Here is a 20,016-nt window from a genome sequence, read left to right as displayed (position 1 = left end):
GATGCGCTGGATGAGTTGCTCGGCCACAGCGGCTCGACGCCGCACTGGAATTGGCAGGCGGAGAAGCAGCGGATCGAACAGATCAGTTGGTGGAGTGAGGTGGCGGAGAAAGTGGGGTTGCCTTCGTGGGGGAGGCCGTATCACTTTCATCCGATAGGGCTCATTGGTGCTTTTACACAGCGTTCTTGTGCTTGCAAAAGAGATATTACGCTGGATGAAATGCGAGTTGTGATTTCTGAGCAGCAAATAATCAATGGTCTTTTTCAGAAATCCAGTTTTCCGGAGGTTAAAAATATTGAGGCGGAATCCTTTTTAATTGCACTAAATGAGGCGATGGATAGATATAGGATTGATACCTGTCTGGATAAAGCGTTATTTTTGTCAAATCTTGCAGTTGAGAGTGATGCATTTAATACAACTACGGAATATAAAAACCGAGACAACTCAATACCCGTTCACTGGAACAGTTATAGGGGTGGTAGCGACTACCATGGGAGGGGCTTGATACAACTGACGCATATAGATAATTACCACGCCTATTTTAGCAGTGAGCAAGTTTCCATTGCTACTTCTGTGGAGGCTGTTGCTAGTAATGTGCGATTTATTACTGGCTCTGCCGGCTGGTTTTGGAGGAAAGGATCCGCTTGGGGAGATCTGAGCAAGTACTCGAAAAATAACGACTTAATTAAAGTAATTATTGGTGTGAATGGCGGGTTTAATCATGCATATGAACGGGAGAAATATGCTTTGGCACTGATTGATAAGCTAAAAGTTTCAAGTTGCCCGGTACACGGAGGAGGACATTATAGAAAATACAAGCTTTCCGAAAGCTCACTAAGGGATAGCACGGTAGGGTCTGGTATATGGAAGCGTTATTTTGGTGAGAGCGATGAAATATTTAAGAGGTAAAGTTTGTTTGTTCTCGCTGGTGCTGCTTTTGCAGGCAGTAGTTCCATACGCATCGCAGGCGGAAGAATATTCTAAAACGTTTGAAGCTGAACTGTTTGAAAACAATAGAATTTACATAAAATTGGTTGGCGATAAATATTTGTATCGATTTGGGGAGGTAGAATGGCGTGTTCTAAAAGCTGGTGTGATAGAGGGCGGTGGCGGTAAAGAAGTTATTTTAATGGATGTTAACAAAAATCATATAAATGACGTGTTTGTAAAGTTGTTTGAGAGCGGCGCTAACAATATTTACGCACTATTCATCGCGTCAAAGAAAAATGGTGCAGTTGTTTTTTCTGAGTATGAAGAGCTGTTTGGATCTCCCTATATTAATGATCGTGGGGAGTTGACAAGTGTCAAGCGCGACGGGCCATTTTCAGTAATTGAAACCTACATGATTGAGCAGGGTGAGCTCCATCGAAATCAGACCAGAGAGCCGATAAACTCCGATCTGGAAAAGGTCACGAACTTCAAGCGACAAGGAAAAGAAGAGTTTTCGATAAAATTCCTTGGTACTAATATATCTGCTAATGCTTGTGTGGATGCTAGTCGAGCTTATCTATCAAACTCCCCGTCAGCAGCAGATGTTACGAAAGCCTATATTATCAAGGGTGATAGGGTCTCAATACTTGACTCGGCTAATAATGGAGAGTGGTTTAAAGTTCGTTATCATGGGGGACACATAACAGACGGGTGGCTATCGCAAGCGATGCTTAGCTTTCAGGGGGCTGCTGAGTGCATGCGCGATTAGAACTCTCTCAAGGAAATCAATGGAGTGGTAGATGGCTTGAGGCTTTAACACTCCTTCACGATCTATACTGCCCCGGCGTAGCCGCCAAATGCTGTTTAAACGCCCGCTGAAAATGCGCCTGATCCGCAAACCCCGCTTCCAGGGCCACATCGGCAATCAGCTTGCCATTGCGCAACTGCTCCCGGGCGAACTGGATGCGCCGATTGACCAGGAAGGCATGGGGCGTCATGCCGTAGTGCTGCTTGAAGGCGCGGATCAGGTAGGACGGCGACAGTTGCGCCGCTGCGCAGATGTCTTCGAGCTTGAGCATTTGCGTGCAGTGCTCGCGGATGTAGTCGGCGGCGCGTTCGAGTTTGAAGTTGGGTTCGCGCTGGGGGTGATCGGCGGGGTTGAGGCGTAGTTGCACCTCGGTGAAAAACTCCACTGTCACGCTGTGTTTGCGCAGCACCTCCTGCTGCGGATCGACCAGCACCTCGTACAGATCCTGGAGACCGGCAAACAGGCTGGCGTCCTCTGTGTGTGTGGCCGAGAAGCGGCGAAATGCCGAATCGTTGCTGAAGCCCAGTTGATGCTGCAAATCGGTAAGCCAGGGCGTGTCGACGTACAGCATCAGGTACGACCAGGGCTGGTCGTCGATGGGGTTGCAGGCGTGGACATCGCCAGGGTTCATCAGCACCACGGTGCCGACGCTGACTTCGAATGCCGACTGCTCATGGAGGTAGGTGCTGCGCCCGGCGGTAATGGCACCGATGGAAAAATGCTCGTGGGCATGCCGGGTGTAGCAGACCTCGCGCCCGTCGGCGATGGAACGGGCCTCGATAAAGGGCAGGGCATCATCGCGCCAGAAACGCGGAGCCTTGTTGGCGTCTTTGGCAGCGGCATGCTTCATGGTCGGTCCTCGGCAGTTCAGCACCCGAGTGTATTAGCTCTCGCCGTCAAAGGCTCGCTGCAACGCCGCGATATCGAGTTTTTTCATTTGCAGCATGGCTTCCATGGCCCGTTGCGATTTCTTCGTGTCGGGGTCTTTCATCATGTCCATCAATACGATCGGAACGATCTGCCAGGACAACCCGAACTTGTCCTTGAGCCAGCCGCATTGCTGGGCTTCGACAGGGCCGCCGGCGGACAGGTTGCCCCAGAAATGGTCGACTTCGTCCTGGGTCTGGCAGTTGACCTGAAACGAGGTCGCTTCGCTGAACTTGAACTGCGGCCCGCCGTTGAGACCGGTGAAACTCTGTCCGTCGAGTTCGAAACTGACGGTCATCACCGAGCCCGCAGGCCTGCCGTGGAACTCGAAACCGGCCTCGCTGTAGTGGGTGGTTGCGGTGATTTTCGAGTGATCGAAGATCGAGCAGTAGAATTTCGCGGCTTCTTCGGCCTCATTATCGAACCACAGGCAGGGCGTGAGTTTTTGGACGCGTTGCATGGCAGGCACTCCTCGGCAGGTTATGCGGGCAGGATTTAAAGCGTAGCCAGCCACAGCGCGTTCGGCAGTACCGTAGATCGACCCGCGCTCAGAAATCCCAACGGGTGCTCAGTTGCAACGAGCGGGGCTCGCCATAGAAACCGATGCCGAAGTTGCCGAGCCCGGTGTAGTAGGTTTTGTCGAATACATTCTTCACGTTCAGCGTAGTGCGCAGTGGTCGCCTGATGAACCGGCTCGCCGCTACGGTAAAGGCTGCTATTGGCTTGTGCCGATTCCCTGTAGGAGCGAGCATGCTCGCGAAGGTCGTCAACGAAGACGCTGGGTGCCTGATGCCCCACGGCGTTCTCGCGTCCATCGCGAGCATGCTCGCTCCTACAGGGTGGGTGGCGTGAGTGTTGAGTAACCGTTGGCGCAGGAATGGATATGTACACCTGCAAGCCAGCGGTGAATGACAGACCATCGCGAGCATGCTCGCTCCTACAGGGGAGTGGGGCATGGTTGTTTTGAAGGCACATTCGGACAGATTTTTTTACCGGTGGTCGATGCGCCTCGGCGTTCCATTAAAACTGCGCTTAGCTGAAGGGATAACCCGAGGCGCGCGCAGGCACGGTACTGCTGTAGCTGCGCCCCTTCAGATCACCGTGAGTCTGAGGAAATGCGCAATGCTGACCCTGAACATCAATGGCCAGGACCAGGAGCTTGATGTAGCCGCCGATATGCCCCTGTTGTGGGTCCTGCGCGACGTCGCGCACCTGACCGGTACCAAGTTCGGTTGCGGCATGGCCCAGTGCGGTGCCTGCACGGTGCACGTCGACGGCGCACCGCGGCGTTCCTGTATCACCCCCGCCACGGCCGTGGCCCATGGCCAGAAAATCCTCACCATCGAGGGCCTTTCCACTGACGGCACGCACCCGGTGCAACAGGCCTGGGCGGAACTCGATGTGGTCCAGTGTGGTTACTGCCAGTCCGGGCAGATCATGTCAGCGGCGGCCTTGCTGGCGAAAATTGCGCAACCGACCGACAGCGATATCGACCAGGCATTATCGGGCAACATCTGTCGTTGCGGCACCTATCCAAGGATTCGCGCGGCGGTCAAACGCGCTGCCGAACTGGGGTGAGAAGACCATGAGCCGTATCAATCGGTTATCGCGCCGCGGCTTTCTCAAGGGCAGTGCTTTGCTCGGTGGCGGTCTGGTGGTGGCGTTTGTCATTCCCGGGGCACACCGTTTTGCCATGGGCGCAGAGAATCAGGGCAACGTGTTCGCCCCCAATGCCTTCCTGCGCATCGGCAATGACAACAGCGTCACCGTACTGCTTGGTCATTCGGAAATGGGCCAGGGCATCTGGACCGGCCTGACCATGCTGATTGCCGAAGAACTGGACGCCGACTGGTCGAAAATCCGCGTCGAGCACTCCCCGGCATCAGCCGCCGATTACGGCATGGCCGGGTTTGGCGGGATGCAGATCACCGGCGGCTCGACCTCGACCTGGATGGAGTTCGATCGTTACCGCCAGGCGGGTGCAGCCGCTCGCCTGATGTTGATCGAGGCTGCCGCCAAGCGTTTCGACGTTGCACCGTCGGCAATCCACACCGAGTCGGGCGTCGTGATTGCCGGTGAACACCGCGCGACTTATGGCGAGCTGGCCGATGACGCCGGCAAGCTCCCCACGCCTGACCCAACCTCGATCAAACTCAAGGAGGCGAAGGACTGGCGGCTGATCGGCAAACCCACACAACGCCTGGACACCCCGGAAAAAATCAGCGGCCGGGCGAAGTTCGGCATGGACGTGCAGTTCGACGGCTTGATGACGGCCATGGTTGCCCGGCCGCCGGTGTTCGGCGGTAGCCTGAAGTCCTTCGAAGGTGCCGGGGCCTTGGCGATTCCCGGCGTGCATAAAGTGGTGGAGGTGCCGACGGGGGTGGCGGTCATCGCCGATCACTACTGGGCGGCGAAGCTGGGCCGCGATGCGCTGAAAATCGAGTGGGAGGCGGGGCCCAATGCCGGGCTCGACAGCGGCGCCATGCTGGAAAGTTTCCGCAAACTTGCTGCCACACAGGGGCTGGACGCGGGCAAGGCGGGCGATACCCAGGCGGCGCTGGCGAAGGCGGCGAAGACCATCGACGTGGAGTACAGCGTGCCTTATCTGGCCCACGCACCGATGGAGCCGCTCAACTGCACGGTGCGCATCAGCCAGGACAAGTGCGAGATCTGGACCGGTACGCAGTTCCAGACCCTGGACCAGATGATCGCGGGGAAAATCACCGGGCTCACACCCGAGCAGGTCGAGATTCACACCGAGTTTCTTGGTGGCGGATTCGGGCGCCGGGCCAATCCGACTTCGGATTTCGTCAGCGAAGCGGTGTATGTCGCCAAGGCGGCGGGCGGGCCGGTGAAAACCGTGTGGGCGCGGGAGGATGACATCCGCGGCGGCTATTACCGCTCGGCGTTCCTGCACCATGCCAGGATTGGCCTGGGGGCCGATGGCTTGCCGTTGGCCTGGAAACACGTGCTGGTCGGCCAGTCGATCATGGCCGGCACCTCCCTCGAAGCGACGATGGTCAAGGACGGCATCGACAAGACCTCCGTCGAAGGCGTCGCCGACAGCCCGTATATCAAGGGCCTGGCCAATCATCAGGTCGAACTGCATTCACCGCAAACCGGGATCAGCGTGCTGTGGTTGCGCTCTGTGGGTCACAGCCACACCGCATTCGTCATGGAGTCATTGATCGACGAAATGGCCGCCGCTGCCGGCAAGGATCCGGTCGAGTATCGACGCACCTTGCTCAAGGACCATCCGCGCCATCTTGGCGTGTTGAACCTGGCTGTGGAGAGGGCCGACTGGAAAGCGCCTTTGCCGGATGGTCATGCCTTGGGCGTGGCGGTGCATGAATCCTTCGGCAGCTACGTGGCGCAGGTCGCCGAGGTGTCCCAGGACAACCTGGTAATTCGTGTGCACCGGGTGGTGTGTGCGGTGGACTGCGGCATTGCGGTCAACCCGCAGAGCATTGCCGCGCAGATGGAGTCGTGTATCACCTTCGGCCTCGGGTTTGCCTTGCACTGCAAACTGACGATCAAGGACGGGCAGGTGGTGCAGTCCAACTATCACGACTATCAGGTGCTGCGGCTCAACGAGATGCCGGTGGTGGAAGTGCACATCGTGCCCAGCAGCGACAAGCCGGGCGGCATAGGCGAGGCGGGTGTGCCGCCGACGGCGCCGGCAGTAGCCAACGCGGTGTATGCCCTGACTGGCCAGCGTTTGCGCGAGTTGCCGCTGCAGTTGTCGGGGGTGTGAGATGAAACGACATCATTGGCTACTCGGGGCGGTGCTGCTGATTGGCCTGTTTATCTATGCAACCGAGCTGTTGGCTGACGACCGGGAAGCCTTGCAGGCGTTCGGCACCGTACAAAAGGTTTTCCAGAGCCCGCGCTGCCAGAACTGCCATATTCCGGGTGACTCACCACTGCAATTCGATGCCGGGATTCCCCATGGGATGAACGTGGTGCGCGGGTTGGATGGCAAGGGGGCGGCCGGTTTGCCCTGTGCCTCGTGCCATGGCGAAAGCAATCCGCCTGCCAGTTACGGCCCCCACGCGCCTCCGGGCGCACCGCACTGGAGCCTGCCGCCGGCGGCGCAGCGCATGGCCTGGATCGGCCTGCCGGCCGACCGCTTGTGCGCGATGATCAAGGACCGTTCCGGCAATGGCGATCGGGATTTCGCGGCGCTGATCAAGCACGTCAGTGATGACAAACTGGTGCTGTGGGGCTGGAATCCGGGCGGCAACCGTGCGCCCGTGCCGGTGCCGCACGACGTCTTCGTCACTCAATTCAAGCTCTGGGCTGGCGCCGGAGGGCCGTGTCCACTGGAGGGCAGCTGACCAGCGGTAGTCCTGGCGGGAGTCAAACCGGTCATTGCCATCTCTAATGTGTATACCCTTCAACGGAGTGGATGATGATTACTCCAGGCAATCCGGTTACAACAGGCTTGGGTGCCGCGACCAAGGTTTTCGACAGTGCGCTGCAGCAGCGCGAACGGCTACGGGATCTGGCACGCGAAGCCGAACGGGAGTTGATGGCTGTGCAAATGGCAAGCATGGATGAGTTGACGTTGCTCTCGAATCGGCATGGCTTTCAGGCCTTGGCGCAGCTTGGGCTGGATGCGTGTCAGGAACTGGACAAACCGGCGACCCTGCTGTTTTTCGATCTCGATCAGTTCAAACGTATCAACGAACTGTATGGCCGCACCGAAGGCGACGATGCGCTGAAAACCTTTGCCGATGTGCTGCGTATCGCTTTTCGTGAGAGCGACGTGATCGGCCGGCTGGGTAGCGATGAGTTCGCGGCGTTGCTGACAGGGTCCGGCGCCGTGGAAATCAGCGCGATCAGGGCGCGGCTCGAAGAGATTCTCGACGAGCGCAACGCGACGCTGCATCGCGGTTATGACATTCGCTTCAGTATCGCTCAGCTCGAATTCGATCCCGACATCCATCGTTCGGTGGAGCGCTTAATGGCGGCTCTCGATGATATTTGTCATCAAGGCACGATCGAATTTTGAATTCAGTCATGGCTTCGCTCAGCTCAAGTGTCCAGGGCAGGCAGGATTTATTTGGCGAATAACTGATCGATGTCCTTGAATGCCTTGAACTCCAAGGCATTCCCGCACGGATCGAGCAGAAACATCGTCGCTTGCTCGCCCACCAACCCCTGAAAACGAATGCCCGGTTCGATCACGAAGTCAGTGCCCAGTGCTTGCAGGCGCTGTGCCAGTGCTTCCCATTCGGGCATGCCCAATACCACGCCAAAGTGCGGTACCGGCACGTTGTGACCGTCTACGGCATTGGTGTGAGCAGCTTCCTGGGAGGCGTTTTTCGGCGCCAGGTGAATGACCAGTTGATGGCCGAAGAAATTGAAATCCACCCAATGGTCGCTGGAGCGACCTTCTTCCAGACCGAACACTTGGCCGTAGAAGGTGCGTGCGGCATTCAGGTCGTAAACCGGGATGGCCAGGTGAAACGGGGATAGTTGCATGGGCTCTTCTCGACTGTCTGCAGTTGAGTCTGAGTTTACCCCTGTGCATTTCGATTGAAAGACGATAGTTTTTGCAGCGAGCTCAAATTATTTCGATCAGTCGAGAAGCCTATGTTGCGCGAACTGAAAACCTTCATTGCCGTGACGCGCTACGGCACCTTTGCTGCGGCAGGCATGCACACAGGCTTGACCCAGTCGGCGGTGAGTGCGCAGATCCGCAACCTGGAACAGACGCTGGGTATTCGTCTGTTCGATCGCACAGGACGCCAGGCATTGCTCAATGCCGCCGGCCAGCGTGCGTTGCCGATGGCCCGGGAGATGCTGGACATTTTCGCACGCATGGCTGTCAGCGAGGATGTCAGCGATTTTCGCGGCGAACTGAAAATCGGTGCAGTGGCCACGGTGCAGACCGGATTACTGCCACAGGCCCTGCTGCGTTTGCGTCAACAGGCACCGTTGCTGGAAGCGAAACTGGTGCCCGGTGTTTCGTTGAACCTGTTGAGCCAGGTCGATACCGGCGAAGTGGACCTGGCCATTGTGATCAAACCACCATTCGAATTGCCCAAGGAACTGTCGATACAAGTCATCCGCAAAGAGCCGTTCGTACTGATTGTGCCAGCGCAGCTTGAAGGGGACGATCCGCTGCAACTGCTGGCCGAACATGCGCATGTACGCTACGACCGCAACTCCTTCGGCGGGCGTCTGGTGACGCGGTTCCTGCGTGAACAGCAACTCGATGTGCATGTCACGCTGGAACTGGATGAGCTGGAGGCCATTGTGAAAATGGTCGAATGCGGATTGGGTGTATCGCTGCTGCCCGAGGCGGGGTTGTGGCTCGAGCATGGAGCAAAGGTGCGGATCATTCGGTTGGGGGCGTTGACGTTCTATCGGGAGATAGTGCTGCTGCAACGATACAGCCAGCGGACGCAGCCGATACAGCAATTGTTTGCCAAGTGCCTGGACACACAGATCGTTGATTAAACACACATCCTCCTGTGGGAAGAGGCTTGCTCGGGGCGGCGTTCCGACGATGAGCGCGGGCACATTCAACATCATTGTTGGCTGACACACTGCCTTCGCGAGCAAGCCCGCTCCCACAATTTGATCTTCAGTGATCACAAAAAATCTGGCCGGAAAACAATCCCTGTGGGAGCTGGCCTGCCGGCGATGGCTGCGTGTCAGTCGCCCTTGATGCTGGATGTGCCGGCCTCATCGCCAGCAGGCTAGCTCCCACAGTTTGATCTTCAGTGAACACAAAAAATCACGGCTGGCGATCAATCCCTGTGGGAGCTGGCTTGCCAGCGGTGGCGGAGTATTAGTCACCAGAGATGTTGGATGTGCCGGCCTAATCGCCAGCAGGCCAGCTCCCACAGATTCTGCACGTGCGGCGAAATCGCAGGCACAAAAAACCCGCCAAAAGGCGGGTTTTTTCAGGCCGGTCGAAGATTACTCTTCGATGCTGCCCATGGCCGTGGTGTTGAAGCCACCGTCCACGTACATGATTTCGCCGCTGATGCCCGACGCCAGGTCCGAGCACAGGAAGGCGCCGGCGTTGCCGACTTCGTCGATGGTGACGTTGCGACGCAGCGGGGTTTGCGCTTCGTTGGCGGCCAGCATCTTGCGGAAGTTCTTGATGCCGGAAGCGGCGAGGGTGCGGATCGGGCCTGCCGATACGCAGTTCACGCGGGTGCCGTCCGGGCCCAGGGAGCCGGCCAGGTAACGTACGCCAGCTTCCAGCGAAGCCTTGGCCATGCCCATTACGTTGTAGTTAGGCATGGTGCGCTCGGCACCCAGGTACGACAGGGTCAGCAGGCTGCCGTTGCGGCCTTTCATCATTTCGCGACCGGCCTTGGCCAGGGCCACGAAGCTGTAGGCGCTGATGTCGTGAGCGATGCGGAAACCTTCACGGGTGGTGGCTTCGGTGAAGTCGCCGTCCAGTTGGTCGCCCGGGGCGAAGCCCACGGAGTGCACGATGCAGTCCAGGCCGTCCCACTTCTTGCTCAATTCTTCGAAGACCTTGGCGATTTCTTCATCGCTGGCCACGTCGCACGGGAAGCACAGCTCAGGGCTCGAACCCCAGCCTTGTGCGAATTCTTCAACACGACCTTTCAGTTTGTCGTTCTGATAAGTGAAGGCAAGCTCAGCGCCCTCGCGATGCATGGCGGCAGCGATGCCGGATGCGATGGACAGCTTGCTGGCGACACCGACGATCAGTACGCGCTTACCGGCGAGAAAACCCATGTGTTGCTCCTCTTTCAGGTTATTGCGCAGTGGCTGGTGCCAAAAAAGCGGCTTCCAGCAACTGCTGTGTATACGGATGTTGGGGGGCGGCAAAGATAGCTTGCGCGTCTCCCTGTTCGACCACTTGGCCATGCTTGACCACCATCAACTGGTGGCTCAGCGCTTTAACAACAGCCAGATCATGGCTGATGAACAAATACGTCAGGTTGTACTTGGCTTGCAGTGAACGCAACAGCTCCACCACTTGCCGCTGCACCGTCCGGTCGAGCGCCGAAGTCGGCTCGTCCAGCAGGATCAGCGCCGGTTTCAGCACCAAAGCCCGGGCAATGGCGATTCGCTGCCGTTGCCCACCGGAAAATTCGTGGGGGTAGCGGTGCCGGGTTTCCGGATCCAGACCTACCTCCTTCAATGCCGCAATTATCGCCGTTTCCTGCTCGGCGGCGCTGCCCATCTTGTGAATCCGCAGGCCTTCGCCAACGATGTCGCTCACGCACATCCGCGGGCTCAGGCTGCCAAACGGGTCCTGAAACACCACCTGCATCTCCCGACGCAACGGGCGAACCTCGTTCTGCGTCAGGCAGTCTAGCTGCTTGCCTTCAAAACGGATCGCGCCTTTGCTGCCGATCAGCCGCAAAATCGCCAGGCCCAACGTGGATTTGCCGGAACCGCTTTCCCCCACAATCCCCAGAGTCTGGCCCTGGGGCAGGCTGAAATTGATGCCGTCCACTGCCTTGACGTAGTCCACTGTGCGCTTGAGCAGGCCTTTCTTGATCGGGAACCAGACTTTCAGGTCCTCGACTTGCAGCAAGGGCGGGCCGATCACGTTGGTCGCAGGCGTCCCGCTGGGCTCCGCTGCCAGCAGTTCCCGAGTGTACGGATGCTGCGGCGCGCGGAACAATTGTTCACACGATGCCTGTTCGACGATGCAACCTCGCTGCATGACACATACGCGATGCGCAATTCTTCGCACAAGGTTCAAATCGTGGCTGATCAGCAGCAAGGCCATGCCCAGGCGCGCCTGCAGTTCCTTGAGCAATTCGAGAATTTTCAGCTGAACGGTCACGTCCAGCGCAGTGGTTGGCTCGTCGGCGATCAGCAGTTCCGGCTCATTGGCCAGGGCCATGGCGATCATCACCCGTTGGCGCTGGCCGCCGGACAATTCGTGGGGCAGGGCCTTGAGGCGTTTGTGCGGCTCGGGGATGCCGACCAATTCCAGTAGCTCAAGGGTGCGCCTGGTCGCGGCCTTGCCGACCAGGCCCTTGTGGATACCCAATATCTCGTTGATCTGCTTCTCGATCGAATGCAGCGGATTGAGCGAGGTCATCGGCTCCTGGAAGATCATGGCGATCCGGTTGCCGCGGATGTGGCGGATGGTTTTTTCATCCAGGCTCAACAGGTTACGCCCTGAATATTCGATGGTGCCGGACGGATGCCGGGCCAGCGGGTAGGGCAGCAGGCGCAGGATCGAGTGCGCGGTCACCGATTTGCCGGAGCCGCTTTCGCCCACCAAGGCCAGGGTTTCACCGCGTTTGATATCGAAACTGATGCCTTCGACCGCGCGCTGGCAGCGATTGCCGACGACGAATTCGACTGACAGGTCGCGCACTTCGATCAGATTGTCCTGATTCATTTCACTTCCTCGGGTCGAAGGCATCGCGAGCGGACTCGCCGATGAACACCAGCAGACTCAACATCAATGCCAGCACGGTAAACGCGCTGATTCCCAGCCATGGCGCTTGCAGGTTGGACTTGCCCTGGGCCACCAGCTCACCCAGGGACGGGCTGCCCGCCGGCAGGCCGAAGCCGAGGAAATCCAGGGCGGTCAGGGTGCCGATGGCGCCGGTGAGAATGAACGGCATGAAGGTCATGGTCGAGACCATCGCGTTGGGCAGGATGTGGCGGAACATGATCGCACCGTTCTGCATGCCCAGGGCGCGGGCGGCGCGCACGTATTCCAGGTTACGCCCGCGCAGGAACTCGGCGCGCACCACGTCCACCAGGCTCATCCACGAGAACAGCAGCATGATCCCCAGCAGCCACCAGAAGTTCGGCTGGACGAAACTGGCCAGGATGATCAGCAGATACAGCACCGGCAGCCCGGACCAGATTTCCAGGAAGCGCTGGCCGGCCAGGTCGACCCAGCCGCCATAGAAACCCTGCAGGGCACCGGCGATCACACCGATGATCGAGCTGAGCACGGTCAGGGTCAGGGCAAACAGCACCGAGATGCGAAAACCATAGATCACCCGGGCCAGCACATCGCGGCCCTGGTCGTCGGTGCCCAGCAGGTTGTCCATCGAAGGGGGCGCCGGCGCCGGAACCTTCAGGTCGTAGTTGATGCTCTGGTAGCTGTAGGGGATCGGCGCCCACAGCACCCAGGCGTCCTTGGCCTTGAGCAGTTCACGGATGTACGGGCTCTTGTAGTTGGCTTCCAGCGGGAATTCACCGCCGAAGGTGGTTTCCGGGTAGCGCTTGAGTGCCGGGAAATACCAGCCGTTGTCGTAGTGCACGGCCAGCGGTTTGTCGTTGGCGATCAGCTCGGCGCCGAGGCTGGCGCCAAACAGGATCAGGAACAGCCACAGTGACCACCAGCCACGGCGGTTGGCCTTGAACAGTTCGAAGCGGCGGCGATTGAGGGGGGACAGGTTCATCTCAATGCTCCCGGCTTTCGAAATCGATGCGCGGATCGACAAAGGTGTAGGTCAGGTCGCCGATCAATTTCACCACCAGTCCCAGCAAGGTGAAGATGAACAACGTGCCGAACACCACCGGGTAGTCGCGGTTGATCGCCGCTTCGAAACTCATCAGGCCGAGGCCGTCGAGGGAGAAGATCACCTCGACCAGCAGCGAACCGGTGAAGAAGATGCCGATGAAGGCCGACGGGAATCCGGCGATCACCAGCAGCATCGCGTTGCGGAACACATGGCCATACAGCACACGGTGGTTGGTCAGGCCCTTGGCCTTGGCGGTGACCACGTACTGTTTGTTGATCTCGTCGAGGAAGCTGTTTTTGGTCAGCAGGGTCATGGTCGCGAAGTTGCCGATCACCAGCGCGGTCACAGGCAAAGCCAGGTGCCAGAAGTAATCGAGGATCTTGCCGCCCATGCTCAGCTCATCGAAGTTGTTTGATGTCAGCCCGCGCAAGGGGAACCAGTCCAGATAACTGCCGCCGGCGAATACCACGATCAGCAGGATGGCAAACAGGAAGGCGGGGATCGCGTAGCCGACGATGATCGCCGAACTGGTCCACACGTCGAAGTGGCTGCCATGGCGCGTGGCCTTGGCGATCCCCAGGGGGATCGACACCAGGTACATGATCAGGGTGCTCCACAACCCGAGGGAGATCGACACCGGCATCTTTTCCTTGATCAGGTCGATGACCCGGGCGTCGCGGAAGAAGCTGTCGCCGAAATCCAGGGACGCATAGTTCTTGACCATGATCCACAAGCGTTCCGGCGCCGATTTGTCGAAGCCGTACATGTGCTCGATTTCCTTGATCAGCGCCGGGTCCAGGCCCTGGGCGCCGCGATAGGCCGAGCCGGCTACCGAGACTTCGGCGCCGCCACCGGCAATACGGCTGGTGGCACCTTCGAAGCCTTCAAGCTTGGCGATCATCTGTTCCACCGGCCCGCCGGGGGCCGCCTGAATGATCACGAAGTTGATCAGCAGAATGCCGAACAAGGTCGGAATGATCAGCAGCAGTCGCCGAAAAATATACGCCAGCATCTGATTACTCCGTGCCCGCAGGATCGGTCTGCAGTTTGGTTTCGACTTCTATCGCCGGCGTGATGTCGGGCTTGACCCACCAGGTGGCCGTGCCGATGTCATATGTTGGCGAGACTTTTGGGTGACCGATGTGGTTCCAGTACGCCACGCGCCAGGTCTTGATGTGCCAGTTGGGTATGACGTAATAGCCCCATTGCAGCACCCGGTCCAGCGCTCGGGCGTGGGCCACCAGGCTCTTGCGCGAGTCGGCGTTGATCAGTTGTTCGACCAGTTGGTCGACCACCGGGTCCTTGAGGCCCATGGAATTGCGGCTGCCGGGTTTGTCGGCGGCGGCCGTCATCCAGAATTCGCGCTGCTCGTTGCCCGGCGAGCTGGACTGCGGGAAGCTGCCGACGATCATGTCGAAGTCCCGCGAGCGTACGCGGTTGATGTATTGCGAGACGTCGACCCGGCGTATCACCAGGTCGATGCCCAGGTCGCTCAGGTTGCGTTTGAACGGCAGCAGCACCCGTTCGAATTCGGTCTGGGCCAAAAGAAATTCGATGACCACCGGTTTGCCGGTGGTATCGACCATCTTGTCGTCGACGATGCGCCAGCCGGCATCCTGCAGCAGTTGGTAGGCTTGCCGCTGCTGGGTGCGGATCATGCCGCTGCCATCGGTTTTCGGGTTTTCAAAGGCCGCGTCGAATACCTGCGTGGGCAACTGACTGCGAAACGGATCGAGGATCGCCAGCTGATCGGCATCGGGCAGGCCGGTGGCGGCCATTTCCGAGTTCTCGAAATAGCTGCGGGTGCGGGCGTAGGCGCCGTTGAACAGCTGCTTGTTGGTCCATTCGAAGTCCAGCATCAGCGTCAGCGCCTGACGCACGCGCACGTCCTGGAACAGTGGGCGACGCAGGTTGAAGACGAAACCTTGCATGCCGGTCGGGTTGCCGTTGGCGATCTGTTCCTTGACCATGCGGCCTTCACTCACCGCCGGGATGTTGTAGGCGTTGGCCCAGTTTTTTGCCGACATTTCCTGCCAGAAATCGAACTGCCCGGCCTTGAGCGCTTCCAGGGCGACGGTGTTATCCCGGTAATAGTCGGTGGTCATGACGTCGAAGTTATAGAAGCCTCGGTTGACCGGCAGGTCCTTGCCCCAGTAGTCCTTGACCCGCTCATAACGTATCGAGCGCCCGGCTTTGACTTCGCTGACCTTGTACGGGCCGCTGCCCAGGGGGATTTCCAGGTTGCCCTTGTTGAAGTCGCGTTCTGCCCACCAGTGCTTGGGCAGCACCGGCAACTGGCCAAGGATCAGCGGCAGTTCGCGGTTGTTGCTGTGCTTGAACTTGAACAGCACGCGCAGGGGATCTTCGGCGATCACTTCTGCCACGTCGTTGTAGTAGCCGCGATACATCGGAGCGCCGTCCTTGGTCAGCATCTGGAAGCTGAACACCACGTCTTCGGCGCGGACCGGATGGCCGTCGTGGAAGCGTGCTTCGGGGCGCAGGTAGAAGCGCACCCAGCTGTTGTCCGGGGCTTTTTCGATCTGCCCGGCGATCAGGCCGTACTCGGTGAACGGCTCGTCCAGGCCCTGTTTGGCCAGGGTGTCGTAGATCATGCCGATATCGTCGGCCGGCACACCCTTGCTGATGAAAGGGTTGAGGCTGTCGAAGCCGCCGAAGCCGGCCTGACGGAAGATCCCGCCCTTGGGGGCGTCGGGGTTGACGTAGTCGAAGTGCTTGAAGCCTGCCGGGTATTTCGGCGGCTCGTTGTACAGGGTCAGGGCGTGTTGCGGGGCGGCGCAGGCCAGCCCGGCGAACAACAGGCCGCTGGCCTGCAGGAGCAGGGCGCGTACAGGTTTCATTGATCTTTCTCCGAAGACTTCAGCCACCACGTGTTCAAGCCCAGGGTGTAGGGCGGCGTGGTGACGAAGGCCAGCCGGCTGCGGTAGGCCAGGCGGTGATTATTGAGGTACCAGTTGGGAATGATGAAGTGCTGCCACAGCAGCACCCGGTCGAGGGCTTTGCCGGCGGCGACTTGCTCATCGCGGGTCTTGGCCGCGAGCAATTGTTCGAGCAGGTGATCGACCACAGGGTTGGCGATGCCCGCGTAGTTCTTGCTGCCCTTGACGGTAGCCTGACTGGAATGGAAGTACTGCCATTGCTCCAGGCCCGGGCTGAGGGTCTGGTTGAGGGTCATCAGGATCATGTCGAAGTCGAACTGGTCGAGGCGCTGCTTGTATTGGGCGCGATCGACGGTGCGCAGCCGTGCATCGACGCCGATGCTGGCGAGGTTCTCGACGTAGGGCTGGAGAATGCGTTCCAGGTTCGGGTTGACCAGCAACAACTCCACTCGCAGCGGCTGCCCGGCAGCGTTCTGCAGGCGCTGGCCATTGAGCTTCCAGCCGGCTTCGGCGAGCAGGCCCAGGGCCTTGCGCAGGGTTTCCCGGGGAATGCCGCGACCATCGGTTTGCGGCAAGGTGAATGGCTCGGTGAACAGCCTGGCCGGCAACTGTTCGCGCCAGGGCTTGAGCAGCAGCCATTCATGCCCGACCGGCAAACCGGTGGCGGAGAACTCGCTGTTGGGGTAGTAGCTCATGGCGCGCTTGTAGGCGCCGCTGAACAGGGTGCGATTGGTCCACTCGAAGTCGAACATCAGTCCCAGCGCTTCACGGACCTTGTCCTGGGCGAATGCCGGGCGGCGGCTGTTGATGAACAGGCCCTGGGTCTGGGTCGGGATCTGATGGGGGATCTGCGCCTTGATCACTTCGCCACGGCGAATTGCCGGGAAGTTGTAGCCGGTGTCCCAGTTCTTCGCCTGATGTTCGATATAGATGTCGAACTCGCCAGCCTTGAACGCTTCGAAAGCCACGCCGCTATCGCGGTAGAAGTCGACCTCCATGCGATTGAAGTTGTACTTGCCGCGATTGACCGGCAGGTCCTTGCCCCAGTAGTCCTTGACCCGTTCGAAGACGATCTGCCGCCCCGGCGTGACTGAGGTAATGCGGTAGGGCCCGCTACCCAGAGGCGGTTCGAAGGTGGTGGCCTTGAAATCGCGATTTTTCCAGTAATGCTGCGGTAGCACTGGCAGCTCGCCCAAACGCAGGATCAACAACGGATTGCCGGCGCGCTTGAACACAAAGCGAATGCGCTGCGGGTTGAGGATATCGACCCGCAGCACTTCCTGCAGGCTGGTGCGGTACAGCGGGTGGCCTTCCTTGAGCAGTAGACGGTAGGAGAACGCGACGTCGTAGGCGGTGATCGGGGTGCCGTCATGAAAACGTGCTTCAGGGCGAAGATTGAACACCACCCAACTGCGGTCTTCGCTGTACTCCACCGAGCGAGCGATCAGGCCATAACTGGACGCCGGCTCATCGCCGGATGGCGCGTACTGGCCAGTGCCGACCATCAGCGGTTCGTTGAGTTCGTTGATGCCGTATTGCAGGAAGCCGGGGGTGGTGACCGGGCTGGTCCCCTTGAAAGTGTACGGGTTGAGCGTATCGAAGGTGCCAAACGCCATGACCCGCAACGTACCGCCCTTGGGTGCTTGCGGGTTCACCCAGTCGAAGTGGGTAAATCGGGCCGGATACTTGAGCGTGCCGAACTGCGCATAACCATGGCTTTCGCTGATCGTCGCGCTTGCGGTGGAGCTCAAGGCCAGGCTGATCAGGAACAGGAGCAGGGGGCGCTTCAAATATGGAATCCGATCCGGGCGGCTTGGGCTGTGGATCGTACAGTAACAGCTTGTATGGGCAGGAAACAGATGGGGGGTAAATGCGCCGTGCGAGGGCAAGTACAGGCCTGCATATTCTGTGGCTATTTGCTACTATCTAGTCAATAAAAAATCTAATCCGGCGTTCTTTCATAAAGATCAGGCGCCTTATAACAGCTGCTTCGGAGCCGCCTGCTCATGACCGTTTACATTTTTTCGAATGTTGCGAATACCACGCTCTCCTCGTTTAACCTCAACAACGACTCTCTCTCCTTTACAGGAGGGGCGCGGGGCTTGGTGTTGGCGGCATCCGGGGCGGATACGCTAGTCACCTTTGGTGGGCAGACCGTTCGCCTGACAGGTCTGGCGGCAGGCGCATTCAATGGCACGCACTTCGTTTTCTCGGATAACTCGGTTTTCAGACAAGGCACCTCTGGAGCGGATTCCCTGATCGGCACGTCGCAGTCGGATCAACTGGATTTGCGCGCTGGCGGGAATGACTCGGTCTCCGCTGGAGCCGGGGACGACCTCATCCTTGCTGGAAGCAGCCTGACTGCCGCCGATTCAATCGATGGTGGCACAGGCGTGGCCGATGAACTGCATCTTTGGGGCAACTACGCATCGATTGTCAGCCTGGGAGCCACCACGGTCACCGGCGTTGAAAAATTCGTTTTTGGCCAGGGCGGGACCGTTCGTCTGCAACTCAATAATGCTGTTTTTTCCACGGCAAACAACCCGGTGACATTCGATGCTACAGCCCAGGGACAGACGGATGCGCTGTATCTGGACGCAAGCACGATTACCTACAGCCTGAATGCCCAGGGTGGCGCGGGCGCGGACAGTCTGACGGGCGGGGTCGCCGGGGACAGCTTATTCGGGGGCGCCGGCAGCGATAATCTGGTGGGCGGTGGGGGGGCGGATACGCTGGCGGGAGGGCTGGATGGCGACACCCTGGTGGGCGGTGCCGGCAATGACCGGTTCGTTTTCGGCCTGGGTTCGCCTCGAACCGATTCATCTCCCACCACGGTGGATACGATTGCCGACTTCGTGACAGGCGATCTCATCGATCTGCCGGGTATCAGCAACATCAACGGCAAGGCCCTGGTGTTCAACAGCAGTTCACTCAGTTTCAATTACACGGGAGGAAACTCCGGTACGCAGGACTCAATCAACGCCGGCGACGGATTTGTCGACGTCTATTGGCGAAACAATGCCGCCGCCGGCCGCCTGGAAGTCTGGGTGGATGGCAACGATGACGGGCAGTTCAGCGAGACCGACCTGCTGATTCATCTCTCCAATGCCGCAACCGGCAAAACCTCTCTCGTCTTTAACGACTTTGCCGACAATTTTGTGGCTTGGCGCGGCACGGCCGCAGCAGATTCCTACACCGGCAACGGCGCCGACAACCAGGCCTATGCCTTGGCCGGCAATGACACCTTGAGTGGAGGTTTGGGTAACGACCAGCTTTACGGTGGCACCGGAAACGACCTGCTTAACGGGGATGTGGGGAATGACACGCTGAACGGGGGTTCGGGTTCCGATACCTTGAATGGCGGCGATGGCGCCGACTTTCTGAATGCCGAAGGCCAGGACACCCCTACTACCTATGCCACAGACGCAGCGGGTACGCTGAACGTCCTCAACGGTGGGGCGGGCAACGATTATCTTTCCGGTGGGGCGGGCAACGACCGGCTCAACGGGGATGCGGACAACGATAACCTTCTTGGTTACGAGGGCAACGACACCCTGGACGGCGGGGAGGGTGCCGATACGCTGGACGGTGGAGCGGGCAGCGACTCGCTGACGGGCGGGGCGGGCAATGACATCCTGCGTGCCGGCTATTCGTTGGGGAGTGCGGGAGCCTTTACCGATACCCTGCTGGGCGGAGACGGTGATGACTCTCTGGTGGCGAGCTATGGGAATCGCGACAAGGCGGTCATGACCGGCGGGCTCGGGGCCGACCATTTCATGTTCAATGACGGCGGCCTGGTTTCCCGGCCATACAGTCCGGTGGCGACCCCGGACCTGATCACTGACTTCAATGCCGCCCAAGGAGACGTCATCGACACCGGCATTACCAACGGTCTGTCAGGGAGCGTGCCGGTGGTGTGGCGGGGAACGGCCGCGGCGGGCTTCACGGCGGCGGTGGGGCAGAGCACGACCCTGGCCGGAGCGGACCCGACGGACACGCGATTCCTGGAGTT

The 20,016-nt window shown here is 59.1% G+C and carries 17 protein-coding genes and 1 pseudogene; 8 read left to right on the top strand and 10 right to left on the bottom strand.

The genetic code is table 11. From position 1 onward, the window contains the following. A pseudogene (locus tag AC07OG_RS25025) lies at positions 1–909 on the top strand (hypothetical protein); the annotation flags it as partial. Further along, entirely contained in the window at positions 890–1,699 is an 810-nt protein-coding gene (locus AC07OG_RS25020) for an SH3 domain-containing protein (RefSeq protein WP_495068385.1), read from the top strand. The pseudogene AC07OG_RS25025 and the gene AC07OG_RS25020, both read left to right, overlap by 20 nt. Positions 1,700–1,754: 55 nt before the next feature. Here AC07OG_RS25020 and AC07OG_RS25015 read toward each other — a convergent pair whose 3' ends face one another. The 3 genes from AC07OG_RS25015 to AC07OG_RS25005 all read right to left on the bottom strand — a co-directional run bounded on the left by AC07OG_RS25015 (position 1,755) and on the right by AC07OG_RS25005 (position 3,489). After that, a complete protein-coding gene (locus AC07OG_RS25015) occupies positions 1,755–2,588 on the bottom strand; it encodes an AraC family ligand binding domain-containing protein (RefSeq protein ID WP_495068384.1) in 834 nt (277 codons plus the stop codon). Between the two features lie 33 nt (positions 2,589–2,621). Next, positions 2,622–3,125, bottom strand: coding sequence for a VOC family protein (locus tag AC07OG_RS25010; protein ID WP_495068383.1), 504 nt, complete (start codon positions 3,123–3,125; stop codon positions 2,622–2,624). A gap of 88 nt (positions 3,126–3,213) precedes the next feature. Continuing rightward, complete coding sequence (locus AC07OG_RS25005; RefSeq protein WP_495068387.1) at positions 3,214–3,489, bottom strand: hypothetical protein; 276 nt, start codon at positions 3,487–3,489, stop codon at positions 3,214–3,216. 298 nt (positions 3,490–3,787) lie between these two features. Between AC07OG_RS25005 and AC07OG_RS25000 the strand changes: the two genes are divergently transcribed. From AC07OG_RS25000 to AC07OG_RS24985, 4 genes are all read left to right on the top strand, one after another. Further along, a complete protein-coding gene (locus tag AC07OG_RS25000; protein ID WP_495068382.1) occupies positions 3,788–4,243 on the top strand; it encodes a (2Fe-2S)-binding protein in 456 nt (151 codons plus the stop codon). Between the two features lie 7 nt (positions 4,244–4,250). Beyond that, positions 4,251–6,419 carry a xanthine dehydrogenase family protein molybdopterin-binding subunit gene (locus AC07OG_RS24995; protein WP_495068381.1) on the top strand — a complete coding sequence of 723 codons (2,169 nt, stop codon included), beginning with the start codon at positions 4,251–4,253 and terminating at the stop codon, positions 6,417–6,419. 1 nt (position 6,420) lies between these two features. Continuing rightward, positions 6,421–7,002, top strand: coding sequence for a hypothetical protein (locus tag AC07OG_RS24990; RefSeq protein WP_495068380.1), 582 nt, complete (start codon positions 6,421–6,423; stop codon positions 7,000–7,002). Between the two features lie 74 nt (positions 7,003–7,076). Next, entirely contained in the window at positions 7,077–7,679 is a 603-nt protein-coding gene (locus AC07OG_RS24985; RefSeq protein ID WP_495068379.1) for a GGDEF domain-containing protein, read from the top strand. A 47-nt stretch (positions 7,680–7,726) separates the two neighbouring features. On the opposite strand, the gene AC07OG_RS24980 is transcribed toward AC07OG_RS24985, so the two are convergent. After that, a complete protein-coding gene (locus tag AC07OG_RS24980) occupies positions 7,727–8,152 on the bottom strand; it encodes a VOC family protein (RefSeq protein ID WP_495068378.1) in 426 nt (141 codons plus the stop codon). A gap of 111 nt (positions 8,153–8,263) precedes the next feature. Here AC07OG_RS24980 and AC07OG_RS24975 point away from each other — a divergent pair, with 111 nt between their 5' ends. Further along, complete coding sequence (locus AC07OG_RS24975; protein ID WP_495068377.1) at positions 8,264–9,133, top strand: LysR family transcriptional regulator; 870 nt, start codon at positions 8,264–8,266, stop codon at positions 9,131–9,133. Positions 9,134–9,598: 465 nt separating this feature from the next. Here AC07OG_RS24975 and fabI read toward each other — a convergent pair whose 3' ends face one another. From fabI to AC07OG_RS24945, 6 genes are read right to left on the bottom strand one after another with little or no spacing between them, the layout of a single operon-like run. Further along, entirely contained in the window at positions 9,599–10,393 is a 795-nt protein-coding gene (fabI, locus tag AC07OG_RS24970; RefSeq protein WP_060540487.1) for an enoyl-ACP reductase FabI, read from the bottom strand. 19 nt (positions 10,394–10,412) lie between these two features. Next, positions 10,413–12,023 (bottom strand): ABC transporter ATP-binding protein, encoded by a 1,611-nt coding sequence (locus tag AC07OG_RS24965; RefSeq protein WP_060540488.1) that lies wholly within the window; start codon positions 12,021–12,023, stop codon positions 10,413–10,415. A 1-nt stretch (position 12,024) separates the two neighbouring features. Beyond that, positions 12,025–13,044, bottom strand: coding sequence for an ABC transporter permease (locus tag AC07OG_RS24960; RefSeq protein WP_060540489.1), 1,020 nt, complete (start codon positions 13,042–13,044; stop codon positions 12,025–12,027). A gap of 1 nt (position 13,045) precedes the next feature. Further along, positions 13,046–14,119: a microcin C ABC transporter permease YejB gene (locus AC07OG_RS24955; RefSeq protein WP_060540490.1), complete on the bottom strand. Its 1,074-nt coding sequence runs from the start codon at positions 14,117–14,119 to the stop codon at positions 13,046–13,048. Positions 14,120–14,123: 4 nt separating this feature from the next. Next, entirely contained in the window at positions 14,124–15,965 is a 1,842-nt protein-coding gene (locus tag AC07OG_RS24950; protein WP_218423909.1) for an extracellular solute-binding protein, read from the bottom strand. Beyond that, a complete protein-coding gene (locus AC07OG_RS24945; RefSeq protein WP_495068386.1) occupies positions 15,962–17,782 on the bottom strand; it encodes an extracellular solute-binding protein in 1,821 nt (606 codons plus the stop codon). Before AC07OG_RS24945 ends, AC07OG_RS24950 begins: the two co-directional genes overlap by 4 nt. A gap of 228 nt (positions 17,783–18,010) precedes the next feature. On the opposite strand from AC07OG_RS24945, the gene AC07OG_RS24940 reads away from it, so the two are divergent. Beyond that, on the top strand, positions 18,011–20,016 hold a 2,006-nt coding region (locus tag AC07OG_RS24940; protein WP_495068376.1), incomplete at its 3' end, for a calcium-binding protein.

The sequence above is a fragment of the Pseudomonas sp. GW821-FHT09H03 genome, from assembly GCF_059415945.1.
This window is presented reverse-complemented; position numbering and strand designations above follow the sequence as displayed.

Excerpts from the sequence above, each read along its gene's own strand:
- AC07OG_RS25020 (WP_495068385.1), top strand. The coding sequence starts at position 890 with ATGAAATATTTAAGAGGTAAAGTTTGTTTGTTCTCGCTGGTGCTGCTT.
- AC07OG_RS25015 (WP_495068384.1), bottom strand. The coding sequence starts at position 2,588 with ATGAAGCATGCCGCTGCCAAAGACGCCAACAAGGCTCCGCGTTTCTGG.
- AC07OG_RS25010 (WP_495068383.1), bottom strand. The coding sequence starts at position 3,125 with ATGCAACGCGTCCAAAAACTCACGCCCTGCCTGTGGTTCGATAATGAG.
- AC07OG_RS25005 (WP_495068387.1), bottom strand. The coding sequence starts at position 3,489 with ATGCTCGCGATGGACGCGAGAACGCCGTGGGGCATCAGGCACCCAGCG.
- AC07OG_RS25000 (WP_495068382.1), top strand. The coding sequence starts at position 3,788 with ATGCTGACCCTGAACATCAATGGCCAGGACCAGGAGCTTGATGTAGCC.
- AC07OG_RS24995 (WP_495068381.1), top strand. The coding sequence starts at position 4,251 with ATGAGCCGTATCAATCGGTTATCGCGCCGCGGCTTTCTCAAGGGCAGT.
- AC07OG_RS24990 (WP_495068380.1), top strand. The coding sequence starts at position 6,421 with ATGAAACGACATCATTGGCTACTCGGGGCGGTGCTGCTGATTGGCCTG.
- AC07OG_RS24985 (WP_495068379.1), top strand. The coding sequence starts at position 7,077 with ATGATTACTCCAGGCAATCCGGTTACAACAGGCTTGGGTGCCGCGACC.
- AC07OG_RS24980 (WP_495068378.1), bottom strand. The coding sequence starts at position 8,152 with ATGCAACTATCCCCGTTTCACCTGGCCATCCCGGTTTACGACCTGAAT.
- AC07OG_RS24975 (WP_495068377.1), top strand. The coding sequence starts at position 8,264 with ATGTTGCGCGAACTGAAAACCTTCATTGCCGTGACGCGCTACGGCACC.
- fabI (WP_060540487.1), bottom strand. The coding sequence starts at position 10,393 with ATGGGTTTTCTCGCCGGTAAGCGCGTACTGATCGTCGGTGTCGCCAGC.
- AC07OG_RS24965 (WP_060540488.1), bottom strand. The coding sequence starts at position 12,023 with ATGAATCAGGACAATCTGATCGAAGTGCGCGACCTGTCAGTCGAATTC.
- AC07OG_RS24960 (WP_060540489.1), bottom strand. The coding sequence starts at position 13,044 with ATGAACCTGTCCCCCCTCAATCGCCGCCGCTTCGAACTGTTCAAGGCC.
- AC07OG_RS24955 (WP_060540490.1), bottom strand. The coding sequence starts at position 14,119 with ATGCTGGCGTATATTTTTCGGCGACTGCTGCTGATCATTCCGACCTTG.
- AC07OG_RS24950 (WP_218423909.1), bottom strand. The coding sequence starts at position 15,965 with ATGAAACCTGTACGCGCCCTGCTCCTGCAGGCCAGCGGCCTGTTGTTC.